Genomic DNA, 19,680 nt, shown 5'->3' on the forward strand with positions numbered 1-19,680 from the left:
TTCGTTTCATCGGATCAACAAAAAGGAGCGATCGCCCAATTGGAATCCGTACAAGACGAATTTGAATTTTTAAACGTATTGGTCAACGGCATCGCCGCCCAGTTCGGTCCGAATTGCGAAGTTGTGCTGCACGACTTGACGCGTCCGTACGACAGCACGATCGTCGCGATCGCCAACGGCCACGTCACCGGCCGGAAGGTCGGGGACCCCGGCACGAATCTCGGCCTGGAGCTGCTGCGGGGCAACCAGGTCGACGGCGGCCACAAATTCAACTATGTCACGCAGACGAAGGACGGGCGGCTGCTCCGCTCCACGTCCATGTACATGAAAAACCGCGAGGGCAAGACGATCGGGGCGCTCTGCATCAACTTCGACATCACCGATCTTAAGCTGGCGGAAAAGACAATTCAAGGCTTGACCGGATCGAACCTGGGGCCGGCCGTACGGGAGTCGTTCGTCACAAACGTCAACGACCTCCTCGACGCCCTGCTGCAGGAAGCCCAGGAGCAGATCGGCAAGCCTGTCGCCGCGATGACCAAGGAGGACAAGCAGCAGATGATCGCGCTGCTCGACCGCAAAGGCGCGTTCCTCATCAAAAAGGGCGGCGAGAAAATATGCAATTACCTTAATATTTCCAAGTACACGCTCTATAACTACCTGGAGGAGACCAAATCGGGAGCCCAGGAGAAAGGCGGCGAACATGAGTAAACCAGCGGAACCGGCACCTGAGACCCCTTGCCTCGTCATCGACGAGGGCAAAATGCGGGCCAACATCGAGCGGATGGCGGCATCCGCCGCGGCGCTCGGCGTGAACCTGCGCCCGCACGCCAAAACGCACAAAATGCCGGAAGTCGGAAGGAAGCAGATCGAGGCCGGGGCCGTCGGATTGACGGTTGCCAAAATCTCGGAGGCCGAAGTGATGGCGGCGGGAGGCATCCGCGACCTGTTCGTCGCTTATCCGCTCGTAACCGCCGTCAAGATCGACCGGGCGCTGCGCCTCGTCCGGGACGGCGTTCGGCTGATCGTCGGCGTCGACAGTCCGGCCGGAGCCCGCGCGATCTCCGCCCGCGCCCAATCGGCCGGTCTGGAGCTGGAGGTGCGCCTGGAGATCGACACCGGAATGCGGCGGACCGGCGTGCCTTACGGCGAAGCGCTGGAGCTGGCCGGTTTCGTCGCGGGTCTTCCCGGCGTCCGGCTGACGGGCATCTATACGTTCCGCGGCGCGATTCTGGACGGGAAGCCGACGAAGGATCTTGCGGCCGCCGGCGAACAAGAAGGCCGCCTGATGGCGGAGCTTGCCGGGCGGATGCGCTCGGCCGGTCTCCCGATCCGGGACGTCAGCGTCGGCTCGACGCCTACGGGACTGTATGCCGGGGCGGTTCCGGGGGTGACGGAGATACGTCCGGGCACCTACGTCTTCCACGATCGCATGCAGGCCGCGTTCGGCGTATGCGGATTGGACGACTGCGCCGGCCGCGTGCTTGTGTCGGTCGTCAGCCGGCCCGCTCCGGACCTCGCCGTCATCGACGGCGGAAGCAAGACGTTTGCGACCGACGTGCAGCCGGGCACGCCCCCTCTCGGCCTCGTCGGCTTCGGCCATATCGTCGGGCTGGACGATGCCGTATTCGAGCGGATGTCCGAGGAGCACGGCATGATCCGGCTCGGCTCGTCGGCGCAAAGCGCGAATCTCCAAGTCGGCGACGTGCTTGAAATCATACCCAATCATATCTGCAGCACCTTGAATCTGCACAACCGCGTGTATGTTCGCGAAGCGAGCGGTTCGCTTGCCGAACGCATCATTGCCGCGCGCGGCATGCTGGAATGAAGCCAATCGTCCGTTTCCCGGCAAACGCGCGGCACGCGAACAGATAGGAGGGTTCCTACCATGCTGGATCTGATCTTACGCAACGGACGTATCGTCGACGGGACCGGCAATCCCTGGTTTGTCGGCGACGTAGGGGTCAAGGACGGCCTCATCGCCGCCGTCGGCCGCCTCGATGTGGAAGCCCGCGACGTCATCGATGTCGGCCGGCAAGTTATCGCGCCGGGATTTATCGACGGCCATTGTCATTCCGACCTCATGATCTTCGATTATCCCAAAAGCGAGATCAAGCTTCGTCAAGGGGTTACCACAGAGGTGCTCGGCAACTGCGGGCTCGCCCCCGCCCCTTTCGTGCCGGAGCGCGCCGAACAGTTGCAAAGCTACGTGCAGCCCGTGTTGGGCAAGACCGATTGGGCGTGGCCCTGGCAGACGGTCGAGCAGTACATGGCGGCGCTTGAACGCGCCGCCATCTCCGAGAACGTCGCCACGTATGTGGCGCACGGCGCGCTGCGCATCGCCGTCATGGGCTTCGACAATCGTCCGGCTCGTCCCGACGAGCTCAATCGGATGAAAGCGATGCTGGACGCCGGCATGCAAGCGGGCGCGATCGGCCTGTCGATCGGGCTCCTGTACGCGCCGGGCAGCTATACGGCGAAGGAAGAGCTGGCCGAGCTGTGCTCGGTGCTGCCGAAGTACAACGGTCTGCTGTCGACGCATATCCGGGGCGAAGGCAACAACCTGATCCCGTCGGTGCGCGAAGTGATCTGGATCGCGGAACGGGCCGGGGTCCCCCTTCACGTCAGCCATCTCAAGGCCGCCGGCAAAGCGAACTGGGGCAAAGTGCTCGAAGCGATGGAGCTGATCGAAGCGGCGCGCGCCCGGGGCTTGGACGTGACCTGCGACGTGTACCCGTACCACGCCGGATCGACGACGCTGACGACGGTGCTGCCGCCCTGGGTGCTCGAACGCGGAATCGAAGGGGCGCTGGAGGCGTTCCGCGACCCGTCGCTGCGGAAGCGGATTGCGGATGAGCTGAGCCGCGAGCAGGAAACCTGGGATAACCTCGTCTGCTCCACCGGCTGGCAGAGCGTGGTCGTCTCGGCCGTCCACCGCGAGGAAAACCGTCATCTGGAGGGCCGGTCGATCGCGGAGATCGCCGAATCGCGCGGGCAGACGCCGGCCGATTGCATGATGGATCTGCTGCTGGAAGAGGACGGCCGGATCTCTATCGTCTATTTCCATATGGACGAAGCCGACGTTCGCCAAGTGGTCGCCTATGAGAAATCTCTGATCGCTTCGGACAGCCTCACCTGCGAGACGGGCAAGCCGCATCCGAGGCTGTACGGCACCTTCCCCCGGGTGTTCGCCAAATATGTCCGCGACGAGGGCGTGCTGTCGCTGGAAGAAGCTGTCCGCAAAGTCACCTCGTTCCCCGCGGCGCGCTTCAAGCTGGGCAAACGCGGATTGATCGCGCCGGGATACGCCGCGGACTTGACTGTATTCGACCCGGATACGATCCGGGATCAAGCGACATACGAGGAACCGAGGCAGTATCCGCGCGGCATCTCGAACGTCATCGTCGGCGGGCGTCCGACGCTTCGCGGCGACCGGCATACGCAGGAAACCGCGGGCATCCTGATCCGCGCCGCTTCATGCTGCAAGCACGGGCATTGATTCGAACCGTCTTTCAACTTTATCGGAGGTGCGTCATTCATGTCTAAAGTCGAACAACGTTTGAAAGAGCTTGGCATTACGCTTCCGCCGTCGCCGGAACCGCGCTTCACGTATATCCCGTGCAACCGGACGGGCAACCTCGTCTACACGTCGGGCCAAGACGCCCGCGTCGACGGCAAGCTGATCTACGAAGGCAAACTCGGCCGCGATCTGACGATCGAGCAGGGCCGGGAAGCCGCCCGCGTGACGATGATCAACTGCCTGGCCGTGTTGAAAGGTTATCTCGGAGACCTCGACCGCATCGTGAAGGTGGTCAAAGTGCTCGGGTTCGTCAACAGCGCGCCGGGTTTCGCCGACCAGCCGTACGTCATCAACGGCGCATCGGATCTGCTGGTCGAAGTGTTCGGCGAAGCCGGCCGCCACGCCCGCTCAGCGATCGGCACCAGCGAGCTGCCGTTCAACACGCCGGTCGAGATCGAGATGATCGTTGAAGTGCGCGATTGAGTTTCCTCTGACCCGGCTCCGCTCCGATGCAACGAAAAGGCCGTGCCGGACGGACTTTTGTTCCGTTCGGCGCGGCCTGTTACTTTCCCGATATCGCCAGGATCAGCGCTTATCGTTTAACTCCAGCTTATCGATCCGCTCGTTCGCCTGCTCGTAATCCGACTCGGTAAAGCGGAGCCTGCGGTCGATGCGGTTAACATGATGGTTCGTTTCCCGTTTAAACCCCGACATCTCCTGCTTGAACTCGGTCATGAACGGCGCATGCTTTGTCGGATCAGCTTTTGAACTTCCAGTACATCTCGTTCCAGCGCAGCTCGTTGCGGAATTGGCGGATATCCGTATCGCGGTCGATGACGACGCACTCGATGCCGTTCTGCTCCGCCCACTGGACCAGTTGCTCCGTCGTGACGGCGTAGGAGAACACCGTATGATGCGCGCCGCCCGCATAGATCCAGGCCTCGGCGGATTGCGCCAGCGACGGCAGCGGCTTCCACAGCACGCGGGCGACCGGCAGCTTCGGCATGCCGTGCGGCGCCTTCACCGCTTCGACTTCGTTCACGATCAGGCGGAAGCGGCCGCCGAGATCGACAAGCGAGGCGTTCACGGCCGCTCCCTCGCGTCCGTTGAAAATCAGCCGGGCCGGGTCTTCCTTGCCGCCGATGCCGAGCGGATGCACCGCGATGCGGGGACGGTCGGCGGCGATCGTCGGGCAAATCTCCAGCATATGCGCGCCGAGAATGAGCTCGTTGCCCGGTTCCAGGTGATACGTGTAGTCCTCCATGAAGGAGGTGCCGGCATTGCCCGCCATCAGCTTCATCGTCCGCGTCAGCGCCGCCGTCTTCCAGTCGCCCTCGCCTCCGAAGCCGTAGCCGTGGGCCATCAGCCGCTGCACGGCAAGGCCGGGAAGCTGCTTCATACCGTGCAGATCCTCGAACGTCGTGGTGAAAGCGCCGAACCCGCCTTCCTTCAGGAAGCGGCCAAGCGCCAGCTCGATGCGGGCTTGCTCCAGGATAGACTCGCGCACCGCCCCCGGCCGCAGCGATTCGGCGGGAAGCTCGTACAGCTCGCCGTATTCGTCAAACAGCGCCGACACCTCAGCGTCCGTCACTTCGCGCATACGGGCGACGAGGTCGCCGATGCCGTAGCCGTCGATCGACCAGCCGAATTTGATTTGAGCTTCAACCTTGTCGCCTTCGGTTACCGCCACCTGGCGCATGTTATCGCCGAAGCGCGCGACCTTCAGACCGCGGCTCTCGACGGAAGCGGCCGCCTGCGACATCCACTCACCGATGCGGCGCTGAACCTGCGGATCGCTCCAGTGGCCGACGACCACCTTGCGGGCGATGCCGAGACGCGCCCCGATAAACCCGTATTCGCGGTCCCCGTGAGCGGCCTGATTCAGGTTCATGAAATCCATGTCGATCGAATCCCACGGTATGTCGCGGTTGTATTGCGTGTGCAGATGCAGCAGCGGCTTGCGCAGACCGGTCAGGCCGGCGATCCACATCTTCGCCGGAGAGAACGTATGCATCCACGTCAGGATGCCCGCGCAGTTGCCGCTGACGTTCGCTTCGTCGCTCAGCCGGGCGATCTCCTCGGGCGTCGTCAGCAGCCGCTTGAACGAGACGGGAAAAGGCAGCGCCCCCGACCGGTTCAGTGCTTCGACGATGTCGCGCGAATTGGACTCGACCTGCTGCAGCGGTCCGGGGCCGTACAGATGCTGACTGCCTGCCGCAAACCAGAACTCGTATGGTTTCGTATAGAGCTGCGCCATGCCCGATCATCCTCCGCGTTAATTGTCGATCAAGCCCATGTTTCTTCCTTCAACGCTTTCAGCCGTTTCATGACGTCGTTCGCGCCGCGCCCGAAATAATCGTGCAGCAGCTCGTATTCCCTGTACAGCCGTTCGTAGACCGCCACGTTCTCGGGAATCGGCTTAAACGTTTCTTCCTTCACGCGGGCCATACGGGAAGCAGCCTCCACGATGCTGTCATAGCCGCCCTTGGCGCTTCCGGCCGCCACCGCGCCGAACATCGCCGCGCCGAGCGCCGGCGTCTGCCTGGAATCCGCAATCCGGATTTCGCGGTTCGTGACGTCGGCGTATATCTGCATGAGCAGCCGGTTTTTCCGGGGCAAGCCGCCGCAGGCGTAAAGCTCGTTCACGGGAACGCCGCTGTTGTGGAACGCGTCCACGATCTTGCGCGTGCCGAAAGCCGTCGCTTCAAGCAGCGCGCGGTAAATTTCCCACGGCTTCGTCTGCAGCGTGCAGCCGACGATGACGCCCGTCAGATCCGCGTCGACGAGCACGGAGCGGTTGCCGTTCCACCAGTCGAGCGCCACCAGCCCGGATTGTCCCGGCTTCAGCTCCGCGGCGCGTCGCTCCAGCCAGTCGTGGACGTTCACGCCTTCCGCATCGGCCGCTTCCTTGACGTAGGCCGGAACCGCCTCTTCGACGTACCAGGCGAAAATGTCGCCGACACCCGACTGGCCGGCCTCGTATCCGAAATAGCCGGGGATAATGCCGTCTTCGACGACGCCGCACATGCCTTCGACTTCCCGCTCTTCTGTGCCGAGCAGCATATGGCAGATCGACGTGCCCATCGCCATCACCATCTTGCCGGGCTCGACGACGCCGACTCCCGGCACCGCCACATGCGCGTCGACGTTGCCGACGGCGACGGCCGTTCCGGGAGCGAGTCCCATCAGCGCGGCCATCTCCTTCGTCAGCTCGCCCGCTTTGGTGCCGAGCGGCACGACCTCTCCGCGCAGCTTCGTCTCCGCCAGCGATTCCAGACGCGGATCCAGCGCGCGGAAAAATTTGCGCGACGGATAGCCGTCCCGCTTGTGCCAGATCGATTTGTATCCCGCCGTGCAACTGTTGCGCAGGAAGTTGCCCGTCATCCTAAGGACGATCCAGTCGGCCGCTTCCATGAATGTGTCCGTACGTTTATAGATGTCCGGCGCCTCGTTCAAAATTTGCCAGATTTTAGCGATCATCCACTCAGAGGAAATTTTGCCGCCGTATCTCGCCAACCACCGCTCTCCCAAGTCGTAAGCGATCCGGTTCAGCTCGTTCGCTTCATCCTGGGCGGCGTGGTGCTTCCACAACTTCACCCAACTGTGCGGATGGTCCGCATATTCCGGGAGAAGGCAAAGCGGTTGCCCGTGCTCGTCCGTCGGCAGCATGGTGCAAGCGGTAAAGTCGATGCCGATGCCGATCACGTCCGCCGGATCGACGCCGGACGCCTTCATAACCGCCGGCACGGAGCGTTTCAGCACCTCGAGGTAATCGCCCGGATGCTGCAGCGCCCAGTCCGGTTCCAGCTTGCGCCCGGTGCCGGGCAACGTCTCGTCGATCACCCCGTGCGGATACGGGGTGGCATGTTCGGCCACCTCGAGTCCGCTTGACAGCTCCACAAGCACCGCGCGTCCCGATTCCGTCCCGAAATCGATGCCGATGGCGTATTTGGCGGTCATCTGTCAGTTCGCTCCTTTTTGTCCGTAGTAGGCGTTAGCCCCGTGCTTGCGCAGGTAATGCCTGTCGAGCAGCGCCTGATCGATCGAACTCGCGGCCGGATTAAGCTGATACGTATGAATTCCCATCTTGGCGACCTCCTCCATCACCACGGCATTGCGCACGGCGCTGCGCGCGTCCCGGCCGAACGCGAACGGCGCGTGTCCGTGGACGAGCACGCCCGGCACGAAGGCCGGATCGATCCCCCGGTCCCGCAGCGTCTCGATAATCACGCGCCCCGTCTCCAGCTCGTAAGCGCCTTCAATCTCCTCTCGCGTCATGACGCGCGTACACGGAATCTCCCCGTAAAAATAATCCGCATGCGTCGTGCCGAGCGCCGGAATGCCGCGCCCCGCTTGCGCCCAGCTTGTCGCCCAGGGGGAATGCGTATGTACGATGCCGCCGATCTGCGGGAACGCCCGGTACAGCGCGAGATGCGTCGGCGTGTCCGACGAAGGCTTCAGCTTGCCTTCGACGATCTTCCCGTCCAGATTGAGCACGACCAGATCCTCCAGCCGCAGCTTGCCGTAGTCGACGCCGCTCGGCTTGATGACGACCAGCCCCGTTTCCCGATCGATGCCGCTGACGTTGCCCCAGGTGAACGTAACCAGCCCGAATTTGGGCAAATCGAGGTTCGCCTGAAGCACCATCTCTTTCAGTTGTACTAACAATCCGAATCACCACCCTTCGTGTAAGCCTTATCATTGATAGTCTAAGTATACAGTTGTACGTACAATTTGACCAGTAAAAGATCGTCGGGCCGCATCTTTTTTGGGGCCGCACAGAAGATTTGTCCCGCTGCATCGCGCCGTACCCTCCGGAAACAATCGACCGGTCCGAAACCGTACGGGCAGCCGGCTTTTGTATGAATGGTTCGGGCGGCTGCCGCAGCTAGACGGGCTTCAAATCTTAAGCAGGGTCGGACGCGACCGTCTTAGACCCGGCGATCCCCGCCGACGGCAAAAAAAGACTCACACCGGACCGGTGGAGTCTCTCACGATTAACTCAGGCTCAAACAAATGGGACGGAGCCGGATCGGCGCGCCCTTCGATCCAGTCGATCAGGCGCTCCGCGGCCATCGTCCCCATGTCCGTCTTCGGATGCGTCAGCGTCGTCAGCTTGACTTCCGTGGCCGTCGCCAGCGTCGAATCGTCGAAGCCTACGACCGATACGTCGCCCGGAACGGTTAATCCGGCTTGGCGGATCGTCTCCAGCAGGCGGATCGCCAGCTCGTCGTTGTAGCAGACGAACGCCGTCGGCCGTTCCCCTTCCCCGGACATCAGCATGCCAAGCGCCGCTTCGGCCGGTTTAACCGTCTTGTCGCGGGTGGCGAAATGAACGACCGCGTCCGGTTCAAGCGGAACCTCGTAAGCTTGGTGGGCGCGGATAAACCCTTTCAGACGGCCGACCCCCTGCAGATCGTCCGTTTTGAAAAAACCGGCGATGCGGCGGTGTCCGAGCCGGATCAGATGCTCGGTCGCCTTGAAGCCGCCGGCTTCGTCGTCCACCTTCAGATACGGCCCGGTCATCTCCGGATAACGTTCGTTAATCATCAGGTACGGAATCCGCTTGTAATCCAAGGACAAATACAAATCGAGATTTGGATTGCCTTCCGCGCTGCGGGTCGGTTCGATGATCAGTCCGGCGATCGGCTGCCTGAGCATCGCTTCCAGCGTCTCCCGTTCCTTGTCCTTGTCGTTGTCCGTGCTGGCCAGAAGCATCCGGTATCCGCGGCTGCGCATCGCGGCTTCCGCTCCCCGCACAATATGCGGAAAAATATAATCCGATATATACGTGGTCACCACGCCGATCGTCTTCTCGGCGTTCGTCCATTCCCGCCGCCGGGCCGGCGGGCTTGAGACGTACGTACCTTTTCCCTGCATCCGCTGCAGCAGCCCTTCCTGCTCCAGCACGCCGAACGTCTGCCGGACGGTTTGGCGGCTTATGCCGAACCGTTCCGCGATCTCGTTTTCCGTCGGCATCCGGTCGCCCGGGCTCAGCTTGCCCGACTTGATCCAGGACATGATTTCGTTTTTGAGCTGCAAATATTTCGGCAACGGCTTGTCAGTCGGCATCGGCTTACCCTCGCGATTCTGTTGGGGAGGCTTTCGCCTCCATTCTGAACGTATTATAGCACGGGCATATTTGTATGTACATGTCGATCGGAGGCGCCGCATCTTTTTCCCCCTATTGTTCATTTCGATTCGAAACAGATTTTATGTACATTCCATACGTAACGAATGTATAATACCCATATTAATTGCAGATTGTCGACGAGAGGAGGTCTTTCCCATGAACACGCCCGATGGGTCCGCTACGCGTCCCCCCGTCCGTCTCGACGAGATCGACCGCCGTATTATCGCCGCCCTGCACGATAACGCCCGGATTTCGTATACCGAGCTGGGCCACCAGATCGGCCTCTCCCGCGTCGCCGTCCAGGCGCGCATCCAGTCACTGATGGACGAGGGCGTCATCGAACGGTTCACCGCCGTCATCAATCCTTCCCGGATCGGGATGTCGGTGTCCGCCTTTTTTAACGTCGAAGTCGATCCGCAATATTTGCAGCAAGTTGCCGACCGGCTTGCCGGCGAACCGGAAGTGACCAGCCTGTACCATATGACCGGCCCGAGCAAACTGCACATGCACGGGTTATTCGAGGATATGCAGCAAATGGAGAAATTTCTGGTGGAGAAGCTGTATGCGATGCCGGGAATCGTCAGCGTTGACAGCCAACTGCTTATCAAGCGATACAAGAGCCGGATGGGCTTGAAGCTATAAGACCGCTTTCGCGCAACGGGAGGAGAACTTATCGATGTGGACGGATTTGTGGAATTTATTCGTATCGTTTGGACGGGCAACGATGCTGGGATACGGCGGAGGCCCTTCCATCATCCCGCTCTACGAGCATGAAGTCGTCGACCGGTTCGGATGGATGAATACCGAGGAGTTCGGCAACGCGCTTGCGTTCGGCAACGCGCTGCCCGGACCGATCGCGACGAAGCTGGCCGCTTATATCGGTTACAAGGTCGCCGGGTATGCGGGAGCCGCCGTCGCCTTGTCCGCCGTCGTGCTGCCGACCGCAATTTTGATGGTTGCCCTCGTCGGCGTCATGCACAAGCTCCAGGACAACCCGTTTATCAAAGGGATGACGCGCGGCATTCAACCGGTCATTTTTGTCATGATGGCCATGCTGGCGTACGATTTCGCGAAGTTTGCGTTTAAAACGTCTCCCGGGGTCATAAGCTTTATGCCGTTTTTGTTGGGAGCCGGTTATTTTATCCTGGTGCAATACTTGCACGTCAGCGCCGTCTGGGGAATTGTGGGGGCGCTCGCGATCGGAGCGTTGTTTATGCGGGGATAAAGCCGGAAGGCCGTGCGGAGCGATTTTCCGCACGGCCTTCCTTGTTCAGCGCAGCCGGTTGCCGGGCGAATATCGGCTTGTGGCGAGCCGCCGCGACTCTGCGATAGCCCTGCTGCAGCCCTGCCGCAACCCTGCTGCCCTGCCGAAACCTGCTGTAGCCAACTCGCTAAGTGCAAATCTACACTCCAAAATCCTTTTCCTGACGTTTTGGCCCAATTATCATGCAAAAATACAGTTCCTTGGCCGGTATTCGCCGATTTTCTAATGAAACCTGGTCATTAAAGTGTATCATGGCATTTCAAAGCGCGAAGGTAGCGGGATACCGGAAAATGAAGTGTAGATTTACATTTCAGCGGACCCATTCCTGCACGATTCGAGGCCCGGCGGCGTACTCGAACGGCCCGTAAGCCGCCGGCAGCACCATTTCCCCCGGCCGGCGGCTTCGCTGCCGCCCGCGAGGGGCGCTGCACATGCGCCGATGACGGCCCGCTCCGCTCGGACGACTGCCGGACCGGCACGGTCTCGGCAATCGCCCCTCCCGGCCGGAAGCGCAACCTAACGCACCCGGCCGCCTCCCGCTAACCCGGCGCTGCCTTCCAGCGCCCGCTTACGGCTGGCTGTTGCCCTCCAGCCACAGGATGCTGGTTACGCCGCGCGGATAATATTTGCTGCCGGTGATCTCGCCCGAGATGATCTGGTCGCTCCAGCTCCAGATCGACAGCCGCTCGTGCGTGAGCCACCGCACATGGGCCGCGTCGGCCGCGGCTCCGGCTTCGCCGGGCGGCAGACCGAGGATGCGCTCCGCGATGAATTGGCACAGATAAATCTTGCTGAGCCAGGAGTTGTTGCTGGTGGACGATATTTTCCACCCGCCGTCCGGGAACAAGCAGACGCCCGGCACCAGCACCGTCCGCAGATGCGTATCAAGCGCCCGGATGTACTCGCCGAACCGGCCGTCCCGGTCAAGCGCTTCGCGGTTCCCCGTAAAGTACGGGAACACGAGCCCCTCGATTGCCGGAATGATACGCGATTCGTTGCCTTCGCCGATCACCGCCGGGATGAACCCGTCCGGCCGCAGGTGGCTGGCGATCGTCCGGGCGCACGCCTCGGCTTGGCGGCCCGCCTGCCGCGCCGCTTCCTCCCGGCCGCTCTCCGCGAAGATGCGCTCCATCGCCACGTAAGCGGCCCAGCATTTGCCCGCGAGATAAATGTTGTTGCGCGCCTGTCCGAGCGACACGTCCAGGCTGTCGTAGGTCGTAATCTCCGCGCCGCCCATCGTGCGCGTGCTGTCCAGCCCCATCACGCCGTTGCGCTGCGCCGGATCGGGGTGATCGCGGTTCATCATGCTCTCGAGGCAGCGTTCGAGCAGGGGCAGCCTTGCTTCCAGCCACTCCCGGTCTCCCGACTGCTCGGCGTATACCGCCGCGCACAGCACCCAGTTCACCAATTGCTCGTGCGTCATATGGGAGAAGCAGCCGTCCAGCCCGTACAGCTCGTAGGCGGAGTATCCCGGCCGCGACCACGTATTCGCCACGCCCATATCGTGCGTAAAGCTGATGCCTCCCGGATGCTCCTCGGAATCGCCGGGAAACCGGACGCGGTCCTCGTAGCTGTAACGCTTCGCGAACCATTCCAGCTCGCATCGAACCGTCCACGGATTCATGCGCATCTCATAGAACAGTTGATCCACCGTGAGATCAAACGTGTTCATCATCCGGTACTCGCCTTCGTTCACGACCCAGACCGGCTCTCCGTCCGCCTCGAGCAGTTGCGTCGAGCCGTAATAACTGCGGATCGCGTGCACCATCATAAACCGCCGGTCCTCCGACAGCCCCGACTCGTCGATCATCCGGTTAGACTCCAGAGACCGCCCCAGAAGCTCGTCGTACCGGCTGACGGCGAATGCGGCAACCTCCTCGATCCGCCGGAAAAACCGGGTGTAATAGTAGGAGGCGTCCATGCCCGCCGTCACCGTGCCGCCGCGATGGAAGCAGACGGCGAACCGGTACGACCGCTTCTCCCCGGGCGGAACGTCCATGACAAGCGCGCCGACGGGGCCGAGGCCGAACGTCCAGTTCTCTTCCAGTTCCGCCGTCAAAATGTTCTCGATGCTGAAATGCTGCGCGCTGCGAACATCCGGATCGTCCGTCGCGATCGCCGTCAGCCTCCCCTGGGCGATCCCGCGAAGCCCAGGAGCCGTATCATCCAGACGGCGCATCAGGCTGTACGGATCGGTCCCCTGATAACCGAAGAAAGCCCGGCGCGGCCTCTTTCCCCGCCTGTTGTCGACCGTCAGCTCCGCCAGCACGGCCGGAACGATCGCCAGCTTCAGCTCCTCGGCGGACGTCGCCGGCGCCGACGGGTCGGGCACGGGCACCACCTGCGAATAGATCGCAAACGTCAGGTCGCCCGCCGTCCACGTATCCGACGACAAACGGAAATCCCTCCGCACTTCCTCCGGGGCGAACGGGAACAAGATTCTCGGCTTGTTCGGATCGGGATCGGGATTCTCGATGTCGTATCTCCTGCTCTCGTCTTCGGAAGCGGATTCATGAAACGGCAGCGTCCGGTAATGCCCCGGCCGTTCCTCCGACTCGACCCCGATGTAGACGTTCTGACGGGGCGGTCTACCCAGCTCCAGGTCCAATCCTCCGGATGCCCCCGGAAATCCGAGCGTGAAGCTCGCAAAAGCGCCGATCGGCGAATGATGCGCGTTAAAGAACAGATTGTCCGGCATATTCGGTCTCCTTCCCTCGATGACAATTGTGTTGAAAATGGATGACATTCCCGGTAACACGCCTTGAACTTCTTGGTGAAACATTCACCTCCCTCGTCAATTGCATTGCGCTTTGCCAACGAAGAGCGGGCATTTTTACCATTTGCCGGCCACACGATCTTTAACGACTTTTGTGACAAACGCCTCGTAGCCCTTGACATCAAGCTTGTGGAATTCGGCCGTGTATTCCTTCCAGATCGATTCGAATTCCTCCGGCTTCGCCAGAATGAGCCTCGGCAAATATTTGCGCTGCAAGTCGCTCGACTTCTGTTCGTAAATTTGCTCCGGCGTGCCTTGCCCCTTGTTGATGCTCCAGGCCGGATACCACGGCCGGTTGTCCGGCAGGGAGAACAGCTGGCTGAAGACATTGATGTTGTACGCCTTCAAAAATTCGCGGTCTCCGTCCGTATACGACCTCTCGGCCACCTCCGGCTGACTGCCTACCGCGTAGGCGTTGCCGTCCTGCAGCACGGAGAAATTGCCGTAACGCGGCCAATAATAGTTAAAGTAGGAGAACCCGTAGGATCGCATCAGATCGGGGTCCTGTCCGTATTTGATCTGTTCTTCGGTGCGGTAGAACCGGCCGTTCTCGTCTACGCTGTAAGTCTCTCCTTTTTTGCCCCACTGCACGAGAATCTGGTTCTCTTCTTTCAAAAGATTATCGAAATACTGGATGATCCGGACCGGGTCCTTCGCCTTGACCGATATGCCGATGCCGCGGTTGTTGACAAACGCCGGGGGATCGATGTATTGGTCCTTGATGTCTTTGTCGTATACGATCGGCAGCGGCATGTAGCGTTTTTCGTCGATCCCCGCTTTCAGCAGATGGTTGTTAACGTCCCCGATCTGCCAAGCGTAGTTGAAAAAGCCAAGAACTCGCCCGGAAGTCAGCTTGGCCAGGTATTGGTCCTTGTTCATCGTGAATGTCTCCGGATCGAACAAGCCCTGGTTGTTCAATTCGTTCAGCTTTTGGATCCAGCGCTTCTCGATATCCGTTGTCGCGTACACTTTCGCCTCATGCGTGTTCATATCGACGATGACGCCGCCGTCGTTGGGATAACCCGCGAGATGCATCGCCGGGTTCGTCAAGGTGAAGAATTGGTCGCCGTGCGTCAGCGTGGCGAATCCGATCGTGTCCTTTCCGTCTACCTTCGGGTACAACTGCTTGTACTTTCTGATGAGATCAAAATACTCGTCCAATGTTTTGACAACCGGATACCCGAATTCCTTCAGAACAGCCCGTTGAATCCAGAATGCGCCTTGGGTAATGTTTGGCTCCGGGATATAACCCAGGTTGGCCGAGAACGGGAGATGATAGATATTGCCGTCCTCCTGGCGGAATTTGTCCATATACGGGCCGTAGACGCGTTTGATGTTGGGCCCGTGCTTCTCGATCAGGTCGTCCAGCGGGATAAACGCACCCGCGTCAATCATTTTGTCGATCTGCCCGTCGGGGACGATGACATCCGGGTAGTCGCCGCTGGCGATCATGACCCCGGCTTTCGTGTTGATGTCGCCGACGAGGAATTCCATCTTCCAGTTCACGCCCGTCTGCGCTTCCAATTCCTTGCCGATCACCGTTTCGTTGGCGTAGATGTCCTTGTTGCTGCTGAAACTGAAATACGTAAATGTTACGGATGTCTTGTTTGGGGTCGGGGAACTTGAAGAAGTCAAGGAAGACGGGGCCGACATGCCGGTTTCCTTGTCTCCTACGCTGCAGCCCGCAGCGGCAAGCATAACCGCCAATCCTGCGGCAGTTAAAGCTTTTTTCTTGACCATCGGCATTCCTGCCCTTTCGACCGGATCGTGTTGCTTTTTGATATACGTTTCAGTATAACCAGTAACCGTTTTCTTCTTGACCCGCCAAACTTTAGATCGTACTTTGAAAACCTTAGAAAAAGCGCGGACGACACGCCGTCCGCTCTTCCGCGCCCCGGCCGCGCCCATGCGGGTTTCCCGTTAGACAGCGGGCTTCATCGGGAGCCCGATCTCGACCGCCGTGCCTTGTCCCGGTTCGCTGCGAATTTCGAACTGGAACTGTTCGCCGTAACACATTCGAAGACGGGTGAAGGCGTTTTTCATTCCGATCTTTTCCTTGATCGCCGTGTCTTCGTTCAAATACAGCAAGATGTCTTCGAGCTTGTCCGGGGTCATGCCGATGCCGTTGTCGGTAATGATGACCTGCATCCGTTCTCCCGACAGCCGGATTGCGACAGCGATCAATCCGTTGTGGGGAATTGATTCGATCCCGTGGATGCTTGCGTTCTCCACGAACGGCAACAGCGTCATCTTCGGAATTACCGTATCTATTGCTTCGTCCTCGGCTTCGATAATGTACTTCAACTTGTTGCCGAACCGGTATTTCTGGATTTCGAGGAAACACTCGACCAGTTCCAATTCCTCCCGGATCGTCACCCAATCCCTGCCCCAGGAAATTGACTTTCGAAATATTTTCGCCATATTCTGGATAATCCTGGCCGTCTCCACCTCATTTTTGATCAGGCTGCGCATCCGGATCGTCTCCAGGGCGTTAAACAGGAAATGGGGATTGATCTGGCTTTGCAGGGCGTGAAGCTGCGCCAACCGCTGCTTCAACTCCAGATCCTTCTTCTGGATGTCGGCCATATAGACGTCCTGGATCAGCGATCGGATCTGTCCCGTCATCCGGTTGAACTCGCTGATCAGTTGCCCGATCTCGTCCCGCGACTCCTGGGCCGGCGGGATCGTCTCGAAGTTCTGATTTTTCACCTTCTTCATGTGCTTCAGGAGCCGAATCAGCCGTACATGGATGGAACGGGCCATCAGAATGAGGATCAGGCTCGGCACGAGGAAGTTGAGGCTCGCCAGCCCGATGACGTACGGCCACGATTTGCGCACCTCTTCCAGCACGATTCTCTCGTCCATGAAACCGTGAAGTGTCCAACCTTTCAGGTAATTGACGCCCTCGTACGGCTTGACAAACCGCATGGTGTCCTTGGACAAAGGAACCGATGCCAGTGTCATCCGGCCTCGTGTCAAGCCTGCATCTGGGGCTCTTGCATATTGGATGACGCCATCGGGCCCCGTCAAATACAGATCTCCCTCAAACGGAGAATGGAGGAAAAGCTGCCGGATCATGTCCATGTTCAGGTCGATTTTGAGCAGCTTCTCGTATTCGTTTGTATAGTTGTCCAATCGCTGGAGCAAGCTGAATGTGCCATCCGCGGAGATGAGAACCGGATACGGAACCTTCTCCCGGGAGAACACCCGGAACCATTCCAAGCTGCGGACCTCATCCGTCAGCAGTTCAATATTGCCGGAAGTATGAATTGTCGGATTGTCGACATAAATTTGCAGCCAGCGGATTGCGGCCTGATTGGTTCGCGTGAACGCATGCCGCAAATACGTGTGATACGCTTCAACATAGTCGAGTGTGCTTTCGTAGCGGTGGTCCAACCTCTCGCTCAGAGCGGAGTCGGTGTAGTACAAGTAGGAGATGCCCACCGCCTCTTCGATCAGCGAACGGAACTCGCGCTTCGTCTGCTCCAGCGCCACCGAAGCGTCGCGTTCCTTCTGGTTGCGGACATGGCTGGTCGTCACCTGGTAGAAGATGATGTTGGTCAGCACGATCGGCGCAAACACGGAGATGAAGTACATCAGCAAGAGTTTGTCGCGCAGTTTCATGTTGTTCAATTTCAGGCAAGCCGGCCATTTGATCCGTTTCATTCGCTCCGTCACCGTTTCATTTGTTTCCGAGCAGTTTGTTGCGGTATTCCGTCGGCGTCATCTTCTCCAGCTTCTCGAATTGGGTGACGAAATAATCGGCATTTTGGAAACCGACCTTTTGCGCCACCTCGTACATTCGCAGATCGGTCTGTCGCAGCAGCTTCTTCGCTTCCTGAATGCGCAGGTCGAGCACGAATTCGTTGAAGTAAATGTTGTACGTTTTTTTGAACAGCTGTCCCAAATATACCGGGTTCATGTAGAACTTGGCGGAGATGCTTTTCAAGCTGATGTTTTCCGTAAAATGCTGTTCGATATATTTCCTGATCTGGTGAATGCCGCTTTTGGCCTGCTCCTGACGAAGCAGCGCGACATATTCCGCGGCCTCGATGACAAACTGGCTGAACATCTCCTTCAGCGCCTTCAGGCCCTGGTTCGGCTGCATTCCTTCGATCGTCGCGTGCAACGAAGGCAACCGGCATTCGTCGCCTCCCATCTCCCGGATGACGCGGACGATGCCGATCACACATCGGCTCAAAGCACTGGCGACCGCTTTCGGCGCCAAGATCCGGGTCTGGAATTCCCGGAACATCTCCCCGATCGTCGACTCGCAAGCCGCCCGGTTGTTCTCCTCTATCTGCTCCAGCAGCCGCGCATGCAACTGCGAGTCCACGTGCAAGTGGTTCAGCGGCTTATCGCGCACATGGTCGTACAGAATATACGGCTCGCCGTCATAAGCGTATTTGTACTGTGAGGCTTCGAGTGCGGTCAGCGCCGATTCCTTGACGCTTCCGATGCGTTCCACGCACCGGCCGGCGTACAGCGCGACTGAGCAGCCGGGCCGGGCCGGCAGCTTCGATTGAAGCTCGCCGAGAAAGCTTTCGATCGAGCCGCCGAACCCGGCCAGCTTCGCCGAATCGGCCAGCACGCCGAAGTGGCCCGGCAGCGATTCGTGATAAGGCAAGCCGAGCGCCGTCAAGACATCACCGGCGGAAGCGTCCGCATATTCCGCGAGAATATAGACGAACCGGTACGACTGCTCCATGCCGAGGGCGGCGGCGAATTCCGGCTCGTCCTCGGGGGCGATGTCCTCCTGCGCGAGCAGATCCAGCACCGGGACGGATCCTTCCCCGGCCTTGCCGGACCGGGTCCATTTTCTCAGCCGGAGACGGCCGCACAACTTTTTGAGCGTTGCGGTCAGCTCGTTTTCGTCGATAGGCTTTAGGATATAATCGTGAACGCCGTAGCGGAGCGCCTGCTGGGCATATTTGAATTCATGGTAACCGCTTACGATGATAAACGTGGGGGTGGACTTCTGCCGCTCCGTCACCGTCCGGATGAGGTCAAGGCCGTCCAGCACCGGCATGCGGATGTCCGTGACGACCAGATCGGGTTTCTCCGATTCGATGGCTGCCAACGCTTCCTCCCCGTTGTCCGCTTCCGCAGCTACCTCGTAACCGAGCGACGGCCAGTCGATCAGATTGCGCAAGCCTTTGCGGACGAACACTTCATCGTCGACCAACAACACTTTGTTCATCTGAATCTCCCTCCCGATGTAGCGGTTTCTTCATTATAATGCGAAAACGCTTGCAGGAAAATAACAATTTGCGCGAAAGACCGTCCCCCTGACATGCCGGCAGACGGCCTTCGCGCTTCTGCTTGGGAGTGATGAATCAAAAATTCCAGATGCTCCAGCTGCCGTCCGGGGGCGGAGATCGGCCCGGTGGCGGACGACGGCAGCTCCATCGCCTCTTCCACAAAATGTTTGTCGCCAGTCCATACACGATCCGATTATTCCGCCCCTACAGATAGGGATGTGCGCTTGCGTCGAGGCCTCATCGTACACATGCTGGTCGGTCAGCCGCGTCCATCCGGATTCGGTGATTTGCACTGGCTGGACAGACGTCTCCGTTTGGGGCTGGCGGGACAGCCTCATAAGCTCCATCGTCCCGGGCTTGCGTTCCCGGTTCGAGCCCTTTCCTCGAAATCGCTTTCAGAACGGATTATATCCCCTTCGTCTCCTTCCTGATACCCCATAATCTTAACAATAAGCCTGACAGATTAAAGATGATTTCCTCCGCGAAGCAAAGGGCCGCCCCTCCGGTCCTCCGGCTTGAACTGACCCCCGTCAAGTAGACAGTACAAAAAAATAAAAATCGGTTAAGCGGCCTTGGTCCTGAATTCCATGGGACTGAGGCCGTTTAGTTTTGCCTGTAATCGCTCGTTATTGTAAAAACGGATGTAGTCATCTATGTCTTTTTTGAGTTCCTCAAAGGTACTGTATGTATGCAAATAATACCTCTCACATTTCAGGGTTCCCCAGAAGG

General features: G+C 59.6%; 16 protein-coding genes. 6 read left to right on the top strand and 10 right to left on the bottom strand.

The window, feature by feature from the left end; all coding sequences use genetic code 11:
• The first annotated feature begins 39 nt into the window (after positions 1–39).
• From FE781_RS09625 to FE781_RS09640, 4 genes are read left to right on the top strand one after another with little or no spacing between them, the layout of a single operon-like run.
• Positions 40–708, top strand: coding sequence for a helix-turn-helix transcriptional regulator (locus FE781_RS09625; protein WP_138789402.1), 669 nt, complete (start codon positions 40–42; stop codon positions 706–708).
• Complete coding sequence (locus FE781_RS09630; protein WP_138789403.1) at positions 701–1,825, top strand: alanine racemase; 1,125 nt, start codon at positions 701–703, stop codon at positions 1,823–1,825. Before FE781_RS09625 ends, FE781_RS09630 begins: the two co-directional genes overlap by 8 nt.
• Before the next feature lie 60 nt (positions 1,826–1,885).
• Positions 1,886–3,496, top strand: coding sequence for an N-acyl-D-amino-acid deacylase family protein (locus FE781_RS09635; protein ID WP_138789404.1), 1,611 nt, complete (start codon positions 1,886–1,888; stop codon positions 3,494–3,496).
• Positions 3,497–3,535: 39 nt separating this feature from the next.
• Entirely contained in the window at positions 3,536–4,000 is a 465-nt protein-coding gene (locus tag FE781_RS09640; RefSeq protein WP_138789405.1) for a RidA family protein, read from the top strand.
• A gap of 102 nt (positions 4,001–4,102) precedes the next feature.
• On the opposite strand, the gene FE781_RS17480 is transcribed toward FE781_RS09640, so the two are convergent.
• The 5 genes from FE781_RS17480 to FE781_RS09660 form a co-directional block, all read right to left on the bottom strand.
• A complete protein-coding gene (locus FE781_RS17480; protein WP_170209498.1) occupies positions 4,103–4,252 on the bottom strand; it encodes a hypothetical protein in 150 nt (49 codons plus the stop codon).
• A gap of 22 nt (positions 4,253–4,274) precedes the next feature.
• On the bottom strand, positions 4,275–5,774 hold the full coding sequence (gene araA / locus FE781_RS09645) for an L-arabinose isomerase (protein ID WP_138789406.1): 1,500 nt from the start codon (positions 5,772–5,774) through the stop codon (positions 4,275–4,277).
• Positions 5,775–5,803: 29 nt separating this feature from the next.
• Positions 5,804–7,477 (bottom strand): ribulokinase, encoded by a 1,674-nt coding sequence (locus FE781_RS09650; protein ID WP_138789407.1) that lies wholly within the window; start codon positions 7,475–7,477, stop codon positions 5,804–5,806.
• 3 nt (positions 7,478–7,480) lie between these two features.
• Entirely contained in the window at positions 7,481–8,185 is a 705-nt protein-coding gene (araD, locus tag FE781_RS09655; RefSeq protein ID WP_138789408.1) for an L-ribulose-5-phosphate 4-epimerase, read from the bottom strand.
• A gap of 300 nt (positions 8,186–8,485) precedes the next feature.
• Positions 8,486–9,589, bottom strand: coding sequence for a GntR family transcriptional regulator (locus tag FE781_RS09660; protein ID WP_138789409.1), 1,104 nt, complete (start codon positions 9,587–9,589; stop codon positions 8,486–8,488).
• Between the two features lie 217 nt (positions 9,590–9,806).
• On the opposite strand from FE781_RS09660, the gene chrS reads away from it, so the two are divergent.
• Positions 9,807–10,292 (top strand): chromate efflux transcriptional regulator ChrS, encoded by a 486-nt coding sequence (chrS, locus tag FE781_RS09665; protein ID WP_138789410.1) that lies wholly within the window; start codon positions 9,807–9,809, stop codon positions 10,290–10,292.
• A gap of 34 nt (positions 10,293–10,326) precedes the next feature.
• On the top strand, positions 10,327–10,875 hold the full coding sequence (locus tag FE781_RS09670; protein WP_138789411.1) for a chromate transporter: 549 nt from the start codon (positions 10,327–10,329) through the stop codon (positions 10,873–10,875).
• A 607-nt stretch (positions 10,876–11,482) separates the two neighbouring features.
• On the opposite strand, the gene FE781_RS09675 is transcribed toward FE781_RS09670, so the two are convergent.
• The 5 genes from FE781_RS09675 to FE781_RS18140 all read right to left on the bottom strand — a co-directional run bounded on the left by FE781_RS09675 (position 11,483) and on the right by FE781_RS18140 (position 19,666).
• Positions 11,483–13,612, bottom strand: a complete 2,130-nt coding sequence (locus FE781_RS09675) for a glycoside hydrolase family 52 protein (RefSeq protein WP_138789412.1) — start codon at positions 13,610–13,612, stop codon at positions 11,483–11,485.
• A gap of 135 nt (positions 13,613–13,747) precedes the next feature.
• Positions 13,748–15,430: an ABC transporter substrate-binding protein gene (locus FE781_RS09680; protein ID WP_138789413.1), complete on the bottom strand. Its 1,683-nt coding sequence runs from the start codon at positions 15,428–15,430 to the stop codon at positions 13,748–13,750.
• A 180-nt stretch (positions 15,431–15,610) separates the two neighbouring features.
• Positions 15,611–17,356, bottom strand: a complete 1,746-nt coding sequence (locus tag FE781_RS09685) for a sensor histidine kinase (protein WP_138789414.1) — start codon at positions 17,354–17,356, stop codon at positions 15,611–15,613.
• Between the two features lie 16 nt (positions 17,357–17,372).
• On the bottom strand, positions 17,373–18,890 hold the full coding sequence (locus FE781_RS09690) for a response regulator (RefSeq protein ID WP_138789415.1): 1,518 nt from the start codon (positions 18,888–18,890) through the stop codon (positions 17,373–17,375).
• 623 nt (positions 18,891–19,513) lie between these two features.
• Positions 19,514–19,666, bottom strand: coding sequence for an IS3 family transposase (locus FE781_RS18140; RefSeq protein ID WP_425464974.1), 153 nt, complete (start codon positions 19,664–19,666; stop codon positions 19,514–19,516).
• Positions 19,667–19,680 lie beyond the last annotated feature (14 nt).

It is taken from the genome of Paenibacillus thermoaerophilus (assembly GCF_005938195.1).
Taxonomy (GTDB): Bacteria; Bacillota; Bacilli; order Paenibacillales; family Reconciliibacillaceae; genus Paenibacillus_W; species Paenibacillus_W thermoaerophilus.

Coding starts and splice junctions, on each gene's coding strand:
- FE781_RS09680 (WP_138789413.1), bottom strand. CDS start 15,430: ATGGTCAAGAAAAAAGCTTTAACTGCCGCAGGATTGGCGGTTATGCTT.
- FE781_RS09690 (WP_138789415.1), bottom strand. CDS start 18,890: ATGAACAAAGTGTTGTTGGTCGACGATGAAGTGTTCGTCCGCAAAGGC.
- FE781_RS09630 (WP_138789403.1), top strand. CDS start 701: ATGAGTAAACCAGCGGAACCGGCACCTGAGACCCCTTGCCTCGTCATC.
- FE781_RS09640 (WP_138789405.1), top strand. CDS start 3,536: ATGTCTAAAGTCGAACAACGTTTGAAAGAGCTTGGCATTACGCTTCCG.
- FE781_RS09650 (WP_138789407.1), bottom strand. CDS start 7,477: ATGACCGCCAAATACGCCATCGGCATCGATTTCGGGACGGAATCGGGA.
- araA (WP_138789406.1), bottom strand. CDS start 5,774: ATGGCGCAGCTCTATACGAAACCATACGAGTTCTGGTTTGCGGCAGGC.
- FE781_RS09685 (WP_138789414.1), bottom strand. CDS start 17,356: ATGAAACGGATCAAATGGCCGGCTTGCCTGAAATTGAACAACATGAAA.
- FE781_RS09670 (WP_138789411.1), top strand. CDS start 10,327: ATGTGGACGGATTTGTGGAATTTATTCGTATCGTTTGGACGGGCAACG.
- FE781_RS09660 (WP_138789409.1), bottom strand. CDS start 9,589: ATGCCGACTGACAAGCCGTTGCCGAAATATTTGCAGCTCAAAAACGAA.
- chrS (WP_138789410.1), top strand. CDS start 9,807: ATGAACACGCCCGATGGGTCCGCTACGCGTCCCCCCGTCCGTCTCGAC.
- FE781_RS17480 (WP_170209498.1), bottom strand. CDS start 4,252: ATGACCGAGTTCAAGCAGGAGATGTCGGGGTTTAAACGGGAAACGAAC.
- FE781_RS09675 (WP_138789412.1), bottom strand. CDS start 13,612: ATGCCGGACAATCTGTTCTTTAACGCGCATCATTCGCCGATCGGCGCT.
- FE781_RS09635 (WP_138789404.1), top strand. CDS start 1,886: ATGCTGGATCTGATCTTACGCAACGGACGTATCGTCGACGGGACCGGC.